The organism is Streptomyces sp. V1I1, assembly GCF_030817355.1.
In the GTDB taxonomy this organism is placed as follows: domain Bacteria; phylum Actinomycetota; class Actinomycetes; order Streptomycetales; family Streptomycetaceae; genus Streptomyces.
This window is the reverse complement of sequence record NZ_JAUSZH010000001.1, coordinates 4909051-4921886: the sequence shown is the minus strand read 5'-3', so window position 1 is coordinate 4921886 and position 12836 is coordinate 4909051. Positions and strand designations below refer to the sequence as shown.

General features: G+C 70.8%; 11 protein-coding genes. 8 read left to right on the top strand and 3 right to left on the bottom strand.

Annotated elements, in window-relative coordinates; all coding sequences use genetic code 11:
* Positions 1 to 48 precede the first annotated feature (48 nt).
* A complete protein-coding gene (locus QFZ67_RS23215) occupies positions 49 to 1404 on the top strand; it encodes an APC family permease (protein ID WP_307663001.1) in 1356 nt (451 codons plus the stop codon).
* Positions 1405 to 1465: 61 nt separating this feature from the next.
* On the opposite strand, the gene QFZ67_RS23210 is transcribed toward QFZ67_RS23215, so the two are convergent.
* Positions 1466 to 2302 carry a MurR/RpiR family transcriptional regulator gene (locus QFZ67_RS23210; protein WP_307663000.1) on the bottom strand — a complete coding sequence of 279 codons (837 nt, stop codon included), beginning with the start codon at positions 2300 to 2302 and terminating at the stop codon, positions 1466 to 1468.
* Entirely contained in the window at positions 2299 to 3813 is a 1515-nt protein-coding gene (locus QFZ67_RS23205; RefSeq protein WP_307662999.1) for an aromatic amino acid ammonia-lyase, read from the bottom strand. The genes QFZ67_RS23210 and QFZ67_RS23205 overlap by 4 nt, the downstream gene beginning before the upstream one ends.
* A gap of 141 nt (positions 3814 to 3954) precedes the next feature.
* Here QFZ67_RS23205 and QFZ67_RS23200 point away from each other — a divergent pair, with 141 nt between their 5' ends.
* The 5 genes from QFZ67_RS23200 (at position 3955) to QFZ67_RS23180 (ending at position 7940) form a co-directional block, all read left to right on the top strand.
* Positions 3955 to 5121, top strand: coding sequence for an ABC transporter ATP-binding protein (locus QFZ67_RS23200; RefSeq protein ID WP_307662998.1), 1167 nt, complete (start codon positions 3955 to 3957; stop codon positions 5119 to 5121).
* Positions 5118 to 5777 carry an ABC transporter permease gene (locus tag QFZ67_RS23195; protein ID WP_307662997.1) on the top strand — a complete coding sequence of 220 codons (660 nt, stop codon included), beginning with the start codon at positions 5118 to 5120 and terminating at the stop codon, positions 5775 to 5777. Before QFZ67_RS23200 ends, QFZ67_RS23195 begins: the two co-directional genes overlap by 4 nt.
* Before the next feature lie 4 nt (positions 5778 to 5781).
* On the top strand, positions 5782 to 6450 hold the full coding sequence (locus QFZ67_RS23190) for an ABC transporter permease (protein WP_307665934.1): 669 nt from the start codon (positions 5782 to 5784) through the stop codon (positions 6448 to 6450).
* A gap of 12 nt (positions 6451 to 6462) precedes the next feature.
* Positions 6463 to 7404, top strand: coding sequence for an ABC transporter substrate-binding protein (locus QFZ67_RS23185; RefSeq protein ID WP_307662996.1), 942 nt, complete (start codon positions 6463 to 6465; stop codon positions 7402 to 7404).
* A 113-nt stretch (positions 7405 to 7517) separates the two neighbouring features.
* Complete coding sequence (locus tag QFZ67_RS23180) at positions 7518 to 7940, top strand: hypothetical protein (RefSeq protein WP_307662995.1); 423 nt, start codon at positions 7518 to 7520, stop codon at positions 7938 to 7940.
* 785 nt (positions 7941 to 8725) lie between these two features.
* Here QFZ67_RS23180 and QFZ67_RS23175 read toward each other — a convergent pair.
* Positions 8726 to 10114: a cystathionine beta-synthase gene (locus QFZ67_RS23175; RefSeq protein WP_307662994.1), complete on the bottom strand. Its 1389-nt coding sequence runs from the start codon at positions 10112 to 10114 to the stop codon at positions 8726 to 8728.
* 163 nt (positions 10115 to 10277) lie between these two features.
* Between QFZ67_RS23175 and QFZ67_RS23170 the strand changes: the two genes are divergently transcribed.
* Positions 10278 to 11282, top strand: coding sequence for an SGNH/GDSL hydrolase family protein (locus tag QFZ67_RS23170; RefSeq protein ID WP_307662993.1), 1005 nt, complete (start codon positions 10278 to 10280; stop codon positions 11280 to 11282).
* 280 nt (positions 11283 to 11562) lie between these two features.
* Complete coding sequence (locus QFZ67_RS23165) at positions 11563 to 12783, top strand: acetyl-CoA C-acetyltransferase (RefSeq protein ID WP_307662992.1); 1221 nt, start codon at positions 11563 to 11565, stop codon at positions 12781 to 12783.
* Positions 12784 to 12836 lie beyond the last annotated feature (53 nt).

Genomic DNA, 12836 nt, shown 5'->3' with positions numbered 1-12836 from the left:
CGCGCATGGGGCAGATCTTCTCTGTCATCCCACCGACCGGAGGGCCCCATGTCCACGACCGGCACACCGGCCACGACGCCGCTCGACCAGCCGCCGCTCAAGCGGGCCATCGGCCCGAAGCTGCTGATCCTGTTCGTGATCGGCGACATCCTGGGCACCGGCATCTACGCCACGACCGGCAAGGTCGCGGGGAAGGTCGGCGGGGCGCTGTGGCTGCCGTTCGCCATCGGCTTCGTGGTCGCCATCCTCACCGCGGCGTCGTACGTCGAACTGGTCGGCAAGTACCCGAAGGCCGCGGGCGCCGCGCTCTACACACAGAAGGCATTCAAGGTCCACTTCCTGACCTTCATCGTCGCTTTCATGGTGATGTGCTCGGGGCTCTCGTCCGCGAGCGCCGCCGCGCGTGCCTTCAGCGGCGACTACTTCCAGGAGTTCACCGACGCCATCCCGTCGACGCTGATCGCGATCATCTTCATCCTGGCCCTGGCGAGCCTGGCGCTGCGCGGCGTGTCCGAGTCGGTGAAGACCAACGTGGTGCTGACGCTGGTCGAGCTGACGGGCCTGCTGGTGATCCTCGCGATCGGCCTGTACGCCGTGCTGGCGGGCGACGGCGAACCGTCCCGGCTGGGCGAGTTCCAGGCCGAAGGAACCGGGTTCGCGCTGCTCACCAGCGTGCTGGGGGCGACCGCGCTCGGCTTCTTCGCCTTCGTGGGCTTCGAGGACTCGGTCAACATGGCCGAGGAGACGCAGGACCCGGCCCGCACCTTCCCCAAGGCGATCTTCATCGGCGTCGCCGTCACCGGCACGATCTATGTGCTGGTCGCGCTGGTGTCGTCGCTGCTGGTCGAGTACACCGTGCTGGAGAAGTCCAGCGGCCCGCTGCTGGAGGTCGTCAAGGCCGGCGGGGTCGCTTTCCCGCCCAGACTCTTCGCCCTGATCGCGCTCTTCGCCGTCACCAACTCCGCGCTGATCAACATCATGATGGCCTCGCGGCTCTGCTACGGCCTCGCCAACGAGAAGGTGCTGCCGCGCGGCATGGGCCGGGTGCTGCGCAACCGCCGCACCCCCGTCACCGGGATCATCTTCGTCACGGTGATCGCCATCGGGCTGGTGTGCACCGGCGAGATCGAGGGGCTCGGCGACACCACGGCATTCCTGCTGCTGTGTGTCTTCGCGGTGGTCAACGTCGCCGTACTGGTCCTGCGCAAGGACCACGTGGACCACCCGCACTTCCGCACCTGGACGCCGCTGCCCGTGCTCGGCGCGATCACCTCAATCATCCTGGCCAGCCCGCTCTCGGACCGGGCTGCGGACGTCTACATCCGGGCCGGGGTGCTGCTCGCGATCGGGCTCGTGCTGTGGGCGATCAACAAGGTGGTGATGAAGGTACGCGGCGAGGAGTAAGGCCACCGGCAGCACCGATCGCCCCCGGCGAGGCTCTGCCATCGCCCACCCGAACGGGCTACTACTCCACGAAAAGCCCCCGCGCCGCCGCCCTCGCGTCGAACTCCTCCAGGCGCGCCTGTGCGTCCGGCAGGTCGTCGCACATCGCCTCCAGAAGCACCCGGCCCAGCAGCATCGGCGCGCACGCCGTGTCGAAGGCCAGGCCGGTGCCCACCGCCGCCGGGATCAGCAGGTCGCTGTGGCCGGCCACCGGGGCGAAGGCCGAGTCCGCGACCGTCACCAACGTCAGGCCCGCGGAGCGTGCGTACGCCAGTGCCTCCACGACCTCCTTGGGGTGCCGCGGCAGCGCGAAGCACATCAGCGCGCTCGCGCCCGCGCGGCGGGCCGCGTCGATGCGGTCGGCGAGCATCGTGCCGCCCTCGTCGAGCAGGCGTACGTCCGGGTGGACCTTGGCCGCGAAGTACGCGAAGCCCCTGGCCTGCGAGGACGCGGCGCGCAGGCCGAGCACCGGCAGCGGGCGGGACGCGGCGAGGAGCCGGCCCGCGCGTTCGACCGGAGACGGGTCGGCGAGCAGCTCGGCCAGGTGGCGCAGGTTCTCGATCTCGGCGTACACCGCCTGCTGGTACTCGTTGTACGCGTCCGGGCCCGCCTCGCTCTCCGCCGGCGCGACCTCCCGCAGATGCCGGCGCAGCGCCGGGTAGCCGTCGAAGCCGAGCGCGACGGCGAAGCGGGTGACGGACGGCTGGCTGACACCGGCCAGCTCGGCGAGCTCCACGCTGGACAGGAAAGGCACATCGGCCGCCCGCCGCACCATGCTGTGTGCGATCCGCCGCTGCGTCGGGGTGAGCCGGTGGCCCTCGAAAAGCTGCTGCAGTCGCGCGGCAGGGCTGTCGTTCATGCCATCCCCCTCGTCGTGTCCCTCATCAGGTCCGTGAACCGGTCGAGCAGCTCGGCCGCCCGCGTCACATCGTCGGTGAGCGGCCGGTCGGCGACGTCCTCGTCGAGGACCGACTCGGCCAGCTCGAAGGCGCGGCCCACCGGGAGTTCCGGGTCTGGCCGCAGCCCGCGCTGGCGCAACGCCCGTACCGCCGCGACGAGTTCACAGCCGACCACAAGACGGTACGCGCCCCCCGCCCGCAGCGTCTGGCGCGCGGCCAGCGAGGCGAAGCTGGCTTGCTCCTCGACGCCCCGGGACAGTACCGCGTGGCCGAGCGACGCGGGCGCGGAGAAGGCCCGCAGATCGCCGAGGGCCGCGCCCGCCGCGTACTCGAGGATCATCACGCCGGAGCTCGCGGCCTCCGCGTCGGCGAGGAAGGGCCGCAGCCGAGTGAAGGCCGGCTCGTTCAGTGCGGAGAGCCGGGAGGTGGACAGCCGCGCGGTCTGGGTGATGGCGAGCCTGAAGTGGTCGAGATCCAGGGCGAGTTGCGCCATGTAGAAGCCGCCGTGGTGGTAGGCGGCCATGTCTGTGGCCCGGATCAGCGGGTTCTCGGCGGCCGCGTTGATCTCAACCGCGAGGGTCCGCTCCAGCGCGTCCGCCGCGTCCTGCGCGGGCCCGTGGATCTGCGGCAGACAGCGGAATCCGTACGGGTCCTGGATCCGGCCGAGCGGCGGTGTCGGCCGCTCGGGCGCGCCGAGCAGCCGACGCATCCTGGCGGCGACTGCGTACGTGCCGGGGTGCGGGCGGGCCGCGTGCACGGGTTCGGCGTACGCCTCGTAGGAGCCGTCGACCGCGAGCAGCGAGAGGGCGGCGACCAGCTCGGTTGCCGAGACGAGCGCGCGCAGCTCGTCGAGGGCGAGCGCGGCCTGGCCGAGGGTGAGGGCGTTGGAACTGATCAGGGCGAGGGCGTCGTTGTTGTCGAGGGCCTGCGCCTCGGGGGGCCGGCCGCCCGCGTCGACATTCCAGGGCTGTTCGCCGGCGAGTGCGAGCCCCATCTGGGCGAGGGCCGCGATGTCGCCGGTGCCGACCGAGCCGAACTCGTTGACGACCGGGTATGCGCCGCTCTCCAGCGCCTCGCAGAGCGCGGTGACGACGCCGGGACGCAGTCCGGCACCGCCCGCGAGCAGCTGGTTCGCCCGCACGGCGAGCATGGCGCGGACCTCGCGGGCGGGCAGTGGATCGCCGATCGCACCGGCGTGCGAGCGCAGCAGCCGCAGCCCGTGGTCGGCGGCGGCCTCGGTGGGCACGTCCTCGTTCCGGTTGGCGCCGACGCCGGTGGAGCGCCCGTAGACGCGGCCGGACGCGGCGAGCTCCCGCGCGGCGTCCCAGGCGGCCTCGACGCGCTTGATCGCTTCCGAGCCGGGTACGGGACGGGCCGCGCCGACGGCCAGCCGGACGACGTCCGCGACGGGGAGGCTCTGTCCGTCGAGGACCACGATGCCGGTGGGCGAGTCCACCATGTGGGACGACATAACGCGCAAACCCTTCCTTTTCGGACGGTTTGTCCTGCCTTCCGAGCGTCCGTAACGAGTGATTTACCCCGGGGCATTGACAACTTATTCAGACACCGAGAACTCTGCATGACGATATGCAGGCCGGGCAAGGGACGAATGATGATCAAATTCGAAGCAGTGAACAAGCGCTTCCCCAACGGCACGACGGCAGTCCACGACCTCACCCTGGAGATGACCGACGGCGGTATCACCGTCCTCGTCGGCTCCTCCGGATGCGGTAAGACCACAACGCTCCGCATGATCAACCGAATGGTCGAACCGACCTCGGGCACGATCCACGTCGGCGGCAAGGATGTTCTGAAGCAGGACGCGGCTCAGCTGCGCCGCTCCATCGGATACGTCATCCAGCAGTCCGGCCTGTTCCCGCACCGCACGATCCTCGACAACATCGCGACGGTGCCGCTGCTGCTGGGCTGGGGCCGGCGCAAGGCGCGGGCGCGGGCCGCCGAACTGCTGGAGACGGTCGGTCTCACCGCCGACGCCGGCAAGCGCTACCCGCACCAGCTCTCGGGCGGACAGCAGCAGCGGGTGGGCGTGGCCCGCGCGCTGGCGGCGGACCCGCCGGTGCTGCTGATGGACGAGCCGTTCGGCGCGGTCGACCCGGTCGTCCGCACCCAGCTCCAGGACGAACTGCTCCGTCTTCAGCAGGAGTTGGGCAAGACGATCGTGTTCGTCACGCACGACATCGACGAGGCGGTCCGGCTGGGCGACCGGATAGCGGTGTTCCGCACGGGCGGCCATCTGGTCCAGTGCGCGACCCCGGCGGAACTGCTGGCGCGCCCGGCGGACGATTTCGTGGCCGACTTCCTGGGCGCTGAGCGGGGGTTGAAGCTGCTGTCGCTCTCGACACTGGCGGGCGTCCCGCAGCAGCGGGCCGCCGCGCTGCGGTCGGACGAGCCGGTCGCCGCGGCGGCCGCGGACGGCCGCTGGCGACTCGTGGTCTCGCCCAAGGGCGAGCCGCAGGGCTGGCTCGACACGGACGCGCTGCCCGCACAAGGCGTGGCCGGTGACGCGCAGTTGCTCCCCGTACGCGCGCTGCGCGACGGTGACTCGCTGCTCTCGGCACTCAACGAGTCGGTCGCATCCCCGGCCGGCCTGGTGGCCCGGGTCGACGCGGACGGCGTCCTGACGGGCGTGAGCGCACGAGAGGTGATCCACGACAAGGCGGGCGAGTGGCACGGCTCGGCGGCGACCGCGACCGGGCCGGAGCCGGCCGGGTCCGCGACGGACACCGCGACCACCCCCCTCAAGGGCGGCACCTCATGACCATCGAATGGTCGTGGATATCCGACCACGCCGGCGACCTCACCACCCTCACTCTCTCCCACCTCCAAGCCGCCCTCTCCGCAGTCCTGTTCGGGCTGCTCATCTCCCTCCCCCTGGCCGTCGTCGCCCACCGGATCAAGCCGCTCCGCGGATTCCTCCTCGGGCTGTCCAACGTCCTGTTCACCATCCCCTCCATCGCCGTATTCGTGCTGCTACTCCCGGTCTCCGGACTGACCCGCACCACCACTGTCATCGGCCTGACGATCTACACCCTCGTCGTCCTGCTCCGGAACACCGTCGAGGGCCTCGACTCCGTGCCGGCCAAGACGAAGGAGGCCGCCCAAGCGATGGGGACACGCCCCCTGCGTACTCTCCTGACCGTCGAGCTGCCCCTCGCGCTGCCCGTGATCATGGCAGGCGTGCGCATCGCCACCGTCATGTCGATCTCGCTCGTCAGCGTCGCCACCTACATCGGCGACGGCGGCCTCGGCCAGCTCTTCACCGACGGCTTCCAGCGCAACTTCCCCACCCCCGTGGTCGTCGGCGTCGTCCTCACCCTCCTCCTCGCGCTGATCGCGGACACGCTGCTCGTCGCCGTGCAGTACGTCCTCACCCCCTGGACCAGGCTGCAACATTCAAAGCGTGAGAGGGCCTGACGACATGTACGAGCTCTTCAAGAACCTCGGCTCCTGGCTGGTCAGCGGCGAGCAGTGGACGGGACCCGACGGCATCGGCCACCGACTGACCGAGCACCTCCAGTACTCGCTCCTCGCGACCCTCATCGCCGCCGTCATCGCGCTGCCCGTCGGCCTGCTCATCGGGCACACCGGCCGCGGCGCGTTCCTCGCCATCAACCTCTCGTCGTTCGGCCGGGCCCTGCCCACCGTCGGCCTCGTCGTCCTGGTGTTCCTGGCCAGCGGCCTGTCCATGACCCCGGTGTACGTCGCGCTGGTCGCCCTCGCCGTCCCGTCGATCGTCACCAACACCTACGCCGGCATGACCGCCGTCGACCCCGAGGTGAAGGACGCCGCCCGCGGCCAGGGCATGCGCGGCCACCAGGTCCTGTTCCAGGTCGAGATCCCGCTCGCGCTGCCGCTGATCATGAGCGGGCTGCGGCTCGCCCTGATCCAGGTCGTGGCGACGGCAACCATCGCCGCGTACGTCAGCTTCGGCGGACTGGGCCGGTACGTCTTCGACGGCCTCGCCCAGCGCGACCTCGTCCAGGTCCTGGGCGGAGCCGTACTCGTCGCGATCGTCGCCGTCGTACTCGACCTGGGGCTCGCCGCCCTCCAGCGTGTCCTCTTCCGCCACCGCACCGCCGCTCACTGAGGAGCTTCAGCCATGAACCGACGTACCCTCCTCGGCGGCCTGTTCGCCGCGGCCTCCGTCCCCGCTCTCGCCGCCTGTAGCAGCGGCATCACCTCCCTCGAAGGCGAAGGCGGCAACGTGTCAGGAGGCGGCTCCAGCAAGGACGGCGTCACCATCGGCACCGCCAACTTCACCGAGAACCAGATACTCGGCTACCTGTACGCGGCCGTGCTCGAAGCCGCCGGTGTGAAGACGAAGGTCCGCCCCAACCTCGGCACCCGCGAGATCCTCATCCCCGCCCTCCGCGGCGGCGACATCGATCTGCTCCCCGAGTACCAGGGCGCGCTGCTGCACTACCTCGACCCGAAGGCGAAGGGCACCGAGGAGGGCGAGATGCAGAACGCCCTCGCCATAGTCCTCCCCAAGGGCCTGCAGATACTCCCCTACGGCCTGGCCGAGGACTCCGACGCCTTCGCCGTCACCCGCGAGACCGCCGACAAGTACGGCCTCAAAACCCTCGGCGACCTCGCCAAGCAGAACGGCAAGCTGGTCATAGGTGCGGCCCCGGAGGTCAAGAAGCGGGTCGTAGGCGTCGTCGGCCTGAAGGACGAATACGGCGTGGAATTCAAGGAGTTCAAGTCGCTGGACTCCTCCGGGCCGCTGGTCAAGGGCGCGCTGAAGAAGGGCGACGTACACGTCGCCAACCTCTTCACCACCGACACCGACATCGCCGCCGAGGGCTGGGTGGTCCTCGCCGACCCCAAGAACCTGATCCCCGGTCAGCATGTGGTCCCGCTGATCGCGGACCGCAAGGCCGACTCGACCGTGCGCAAGGCGCTGGCCCGGCTCGGCGCCGTACTGACCACGGAGCAGCTGACCGAGCTCAACCGGCAGGTCGACAAGGACAAGAAGGACCCGGAGGACGTGGCGAACGCCTGGGCGAAGCAGCACGGGCTCGCGAAGAAGGGAAGCTGAAACCGACGGCGCATCGCGGACCGTACGACCCTCACCCCCCAGGTAGCCCTAGGGACGAACAGTGGGGCTACCCCCACTGACGCGGGCGCCGCCCGTCCGTAGCGTGAACGGTTATGGAAGCCCGCGACCCTGAGCTCAAAAAGGAGCTCGACGCCACCCTGCACGCCCGCCGCGAGCTGGGGGAGGAGTACGACTCCGCGCTCGTCGAATCATTTCTGGAGAAGGTCGAGCAGCGCCTCGACGGCACGGTGGACCGCCGTGTCCGGCGCCAGCTGGCCGAACAGCAGATGGTGGTCGCCCGGGGCGCCCACCCGCCGCAGTCCGCGGAGGCCAATTTCGGGGAGCGGTTCGGCTTCGGGATCATTTCGATGATCCTCGCCGTCCCGCTCTCAGCGATCGCCGTGGTCAATGCCGACCTGCCGGGCCTGGTCGTTGCCTGGTTCGGGATCGTCGGCGTGAACGCGGTGCATGCGGCGCGGGGCTGGCCGTGGATGCGGGGGTCGCGCGAGCGCGACAAGTCCGGCTGGGAGGACTGACCCGGGGCTCCGCCCCGGACCCCGCGCCTCAATCGCCGGCGGGGCTGTTTTCGCCTCGTCCGCCGGAAGATCAAGCCGGACCGGCGGAAATTCAAGCCCGCTGGGGGGTCCATCCGGACGAAGTCTGGGGGGAGATTGAGGACACGCCCGAAGGGCGTCCGGGGTTCGGGGCCGAGCCCCGCCACGGGGCTCCGCCCCGACCGCCTGGCGAGTGAGCCGAAGGGGCGCGGAGGTGTCGAAAGGGATGGGGGTACCTCCCAGCGGTAGCTGGGGGAGCGCGGAGGCGCCGAGGAACGAGGTGTCGAGCACGATCGACCGTCGACACCATCCGCGGCCGGAGGCCGCTGATGGGCACAGCGGCGCCCCGTGGGGGTCCCCCCGCCGAAGGTAGGGGGAGAACCCGAGCGCCAAAAAAGAGTTGTGCGCGGGGACCGCCGCACCCCCGGCGAACCGGGGGGCGGGACGACGGCGGTCCCCGCGTGGGACACGGTCCCGGGTCAGGGCCGGTCTCCGCGTCCAGGGCGTCTTGGGAGGTCCGGGAGCCGCTCCGGAGGTCCTAGACGCCGCATTGGGTGCCGGCCGGGATCCCTGCCCGGGCCCCCTGCCGACATCCACCAATGTGCCGGACGCGTGTTAAGCGGGTGCTGCGCGTACGTGTCGCGCTCGTACCGTTTTCGCGACCAGGGCACTTCGCGGGGGCCGGGGGTCACCCCCGGAAGGCGCAGCGGGGGTCGCAGCCGGGAGCGCCCCGGTCGCGCACAGAGCGAACTCCCGCCCTCCGGCTGCTACTTGCCGCCGCCCGCGAGGAACGCCAGCAGGTCCTGACGGCTCACCACACCCGTCGGCTTGCCCTCCACCAGCACGATCGCCGCGTCCGCCGCGCCGAGCACCGACATCAGGTCGCCGACCGGCTCGCCCGACCCCACCTGCGGGAGCGGCGCGCTCATGTGCTTCTCCAGCGGGTCGCCCAGCGAGGCGCGCTGCGCGAACAGCGCGTCCAGCAGCTCCCGTTCGACGACCGAGCCGATGACCTCGGCGGCCATCACGTCCGGGTGACCGGCGCCCGGCTTCACGATCGGCATCTGGGAGACGCCGTACTCGCGCAGCACCTCGATCGCCTCGCCGACCGTCTCCTCCGGGTGCATGTGCACCAGGCTCGGGATCTTGCCGCCTTCCTTGTGCCGCAGCACATCCGCGACGCTCGCGGACGGGCCCGAGTCCTCCAGGAAGCCGTAGTCCGCCATCCACTCGTCGTTGAAGATCTTGGAGAGATAGCCGCGGCCGCTGTCCGGCAGCAGCACGACCACCACGTCGTCCGGGCCGAGCCCCTCGGCCACACGCAGCGCCGCGACCACCGCCATGCCGCAGGAGCCGCCGACGAGCAGCCCCTCCTCCTTGGCGAGCCGGCGCGTCATCTGGAAGGAGTCCTTGTCGGACACGGCGACGATCTCGTCGGTCACGGTCCGGTCGTACGCGGACGGCCAGAAGTCCTCACCGACGCCCTCGACGAGGTAGGGCCGGCCGGAACCGCCGGAGTACACGGACCCCTCCGGATCGGCGCCGATGACCTTGACCTTGCCGTCGCTGGCCTCCTTGAGGTAGCGGCCGGTGCCGGAGATCGTGCCGCCGGTGCCGACGCCCGCGACGAAGTGGGTGATCCGCCCGTCCGTCTGCTCCCACAGCTCGGGGCCGGTGGTCTCGTAGTGCGAGCGCGGGTTGTTCGGGTTGGAGTACTGGTCGGGCTTCCAGGCGCCGGGCGTCTCCCGCACCAGCCGGTCGGAGACGTTGTAGTACGAGTCGGGGTGCTCGGGGTCGACGGCCGTGGGGCAGACGACGACCTCGGCGCCGTACGCACGCAGCACATTGATCTTGTCCGTGGACACCTTGTCCGGGCAGACGAAGATGCACTTGTAGCCCTTCTGCTGGGCCACGATGGCAAGTCCGACGCCGGTGTTCCCGCTGGTCGGCTCGACGATCGTGCCGCCGGGCTGCAGCGCTCCGCTCTCCTCGGCCGCTTCGATCATGCGCAGGGCGATCCGGTCCTTGACCGACCCGCCAGGGTTGAAGTACTCGACCTTGGCCAGGACGGTCGCCTGGATGCCTGCGGTGACGCTGTTCAGCTTCAGCAGCGGGGTGTTGCCGACGAGACTGATCATCGAGTGGTGGATGCGCACAATGTTCTCCGGGATCTCCGTAGTGATGCGGCCAGCGTAAGCGGAGCAGCGCGTGATTGGGCGACGGTAGCCACGGGGCAGTTAGCTGATGACGACGTAGAGCTGCGACGCAGAGCTACGAGGCGGCTACGAGGAGGTGGCTCGGACTGTGTCGAGGGCGAGGGTGGCACGACGCATCGCCGCGGGCGCGGCCTACGGCGGCGGCAGCATCGGGCTGCTCGGAGCGGCGACCGTGGGGCTGGTACTGGCGGAGGTCCAGCTGGCGAAACGCTCGGTGGGCGGGGGCACGGCCCCGCTCCCGCCGCGCGGTGACGGCCTGTACGGACTGGCCTTCGGGCACAGTGATCCGCTCCTCCTCGGCGTGCTCGGGGACTCCACGGCGGCGGGGCAGGGCGTACGCAGGGCGGGCCAGACGCCGGGGGCGCTGCTCGCGTCCGGACTCGCGGCGGTGGCCGAGCGGCCGGTGGAGGTGTGCAATGTGGCCCTGCCGGGCGCGCAGTCGAACGATCTGGAGCGCCAGGTCACGGTGCTGCTCGCGGACCGGTCCCGGGCCCCGGACGTCTGCGTGATCATGATTGGCGCGAATGACGTGACGCACCGGATGCCGCCCACACACTCCGTCCGGCTGCTCTCCTCCGCGGTGCGCAGGCTGCGTACGGCGGGCGCGGAGGTGGTGGTGGGCACCTGCCCTGATCTGGGCACTATCGAGCCGGTGTACCAGCCGCTGCGCTATCTGGCCCGCCGGGTCTCGCGCCAGCTGGCGGCGGCACAGACGATCGTGGTGGTGGAGCAGGGCGGCCGTACGGTGTCGCTGGGCGACCTGCTGGGCCCTGAGTTCGCTGCGAACCCGCGGGAGATGTTCGGCGCGGACAACTACCACCCGTCGGCGGAGGGCTACGCGACGGCGGCAATGGCGATGCTGCCGACCCTGTGCGCGGTGCTGGGCCTGTGGCCGGAGACCGACCACCTGGACGCGGACCGCGACGAGGGCATGCTCCCGGTGGCGCGGGCGGCGGCCACGGCGGCAGCGGAGGCGGGCACGGAGGTCACGGGCGCGAGGGCCCCGTGGGCGCTCCTGAAGCACCGCCGTCGCCGTCGCCTCCCGGAGCCGCCCCCGACGACCGAACCGGCACCGGCACCGTCGCCGTCCGAAGTACGGCGGGCGTAGGGCGCGGGCAGCGCGGGGCGGCGCGGGCACATCCCGGGCAGCGCGGGGCGGCGCGGGCACATCCCGGGCGACGCGGGGCGGCGCGGGCACATCCCGGGCGACGCGGGGCGGCGGGAAGTTGCCGCCGTCGCCCGCGCCGCGCAGGCGCATAATGGAGGAGCTGAGCGATCGCTTAGAAAAGAGGTCCGTCTCACACGACCCGGCCCGTGACCCCAGCGATACGGACGGGTAACTTCCCAGACAGTCCTGCCCGAACCGCCTCGCCCCTCATGGAGCTGTGATGCCCGAAGCCGTGATTGTCTCTGCTGCCCGCTCCCCCATCGGCCGGGCCTTCAAGGGCTCCCTCAAGGAGCTGCGCGCCGACGACCTGACCGCCACGATCATCCAGGCCGCGCTCGCCAAGGTCCCTGAGCTCGACCCCAAGGACATCGACGACCTGATGCTCGGCTGCGGCCTGCCCGGCGGCGAGCAGGGGCACAACCTCGGCCGCATCGTGGCCGTGCAGATGGGGATGGACCACCTCCCGGGCTGCACCATCACCCGTTACTGTTCCTCGTCCCTCCAGACCTCCCGCATGGCGCTGCACGCCATCAAGGCCGGCGAGGGCGACGTCTTCATATCCGCCGGCGTCGAGACGGTCTCGCGCAGCACCAAGGGCAACTCCGACACCCTGCCCGACACCCACAACCCGCTCTTCGCCGAGGCCGAGGCACGTACCGCCGCCCGCGCCGAGCAGGAGGGTGCGGACTGGCACGACCCGCGCGAGGACGGCCTGATCCCGGACGCGTACATCTCGATGGGCCAGACCGCCGAGAACCTGGCCCGCCTCAAGGGCGTGACCCGCCAGGACATGGACGAGTTCGGCGTGCGGTCCCAGAACCTCGCCGAGGAGGCCATCAAGAACGGCTTCTGGGAGCGCGAGATCACCCCGGTCACCACCCCCGACGGCACAGTCGTCTCCAAGGACGACGGCCCGCGCGCGGGCGTCACCCTCGAGGGCGTCCAGGGCCTCAAGCCGGTGTTCCGCCCCGACGGCCTGGTCACCGCCGGCAACTGCTGCCCGCTGAACGACGGTGCCGCGGCTCTCGTGATCATGTCCGACACCAAGGCGCGCGAGCTGGGCCTGACCCCGCTGGCCCGCATCGTCTCCACCGGCGTCTCCGGCCTCTCCCCCGAGATCATGGGCTACGGACCCGTCGAGGCCTCCAAGCAGGCGCTGTCCCGCGCGGGGCTGACCATCGGCGACATCGACCTGGTCGAGATCAACGAGGCCTTCGCCGCGCAGGTCATCCCGTCCTACCGCGACCTGGGCGTCGACCTGGACAAGCTGAACGTCAACGGCGGCGCCATCGCCGTCGGCCACCCCTTCGGCATGACGGGCGCCAGGATTGCCGGCACGCTGATCAACAGCCTCCAGTTCCACGACAAGCAGTTCGCTCTGGAGACCATGTGCGTGGGCGGTGGCCAGGGCATGGCCATGGTCATCGAGCGGCTGAGCTGAGCGGCAGCGGAGGGTACGGGTCGCCTGAGGTACGAAGGCGGCACTTGCCCGAA

Excerpts from the sequence above, each read along its gene's own strand:
- QFZ67_RS23180 (WP_307662995.1), top strand. The coding sequence starts at position 7,518 with ATGGAAGCCCGCGACCCTGAGCTCAAAAAGGAGCTCGACGCCACCCTG.
- QFZ67_RS23205 (WP_307662999.1), bottom strand. The coding sequence starts at position 3,813 with ATGTCGTCCCACATGGTGGACTCGCCCACCGGCATCGTGGTCCTCGAC.
- QFZ67_RS23185 (WP_307662996.1), top strand. The coding sequence starts at position 6,463 with ATGAACCGACGTACCCTCCTCGGCGGCCTGTTCGCCGCGGCCTCCGTC.
- QFZ67_RS23190 (WP_307665934.1), top strand. The coding sequence starts at position 5,782 with ATGTACGAGCTCTTCAAGAACCTCGGCTCCTGGCTGGTCAGCGGCGAG.
- QFZ67_RS23200 (WP_307662998.1), top strand. The coding sequence starts at position 3,955 with ATGATCAAATTCGAAGCAGTGAACAAGCGCTTCCCCAACGGCACGACG.
- QFZ67_RS23215 (WP_307663001.1), top strand. The coding sequence starts at position 49 with ATGTCCACGACCGGCACACCGGCCACGACGCCGCTCGACCAGCCGCCG.
- QFZ67_RS23210 (WP_307663000.1), bottom strand. The coding sequence starts at position 2,302 with ATGAACGACAGCCCTGCCGCGCGACTGCAGCAGCTTTTCGAGGGCCAC.
- QFZ67_RS23195 (WP_307662997.1), top strand. The coding sequence starts at position 5,118 with ATGACCATCGAATGGTCGTGGATATCCGACCACGCCGGCGACCTCACC.
- QFZ67_RS23165 (WP_307662992.1), top strand. The coding sequence starts at position 11,563 with ATGCCCGAAGCCGTGATTGTCTCTGCTGCCCGCTCCCCCATCGGCCGG.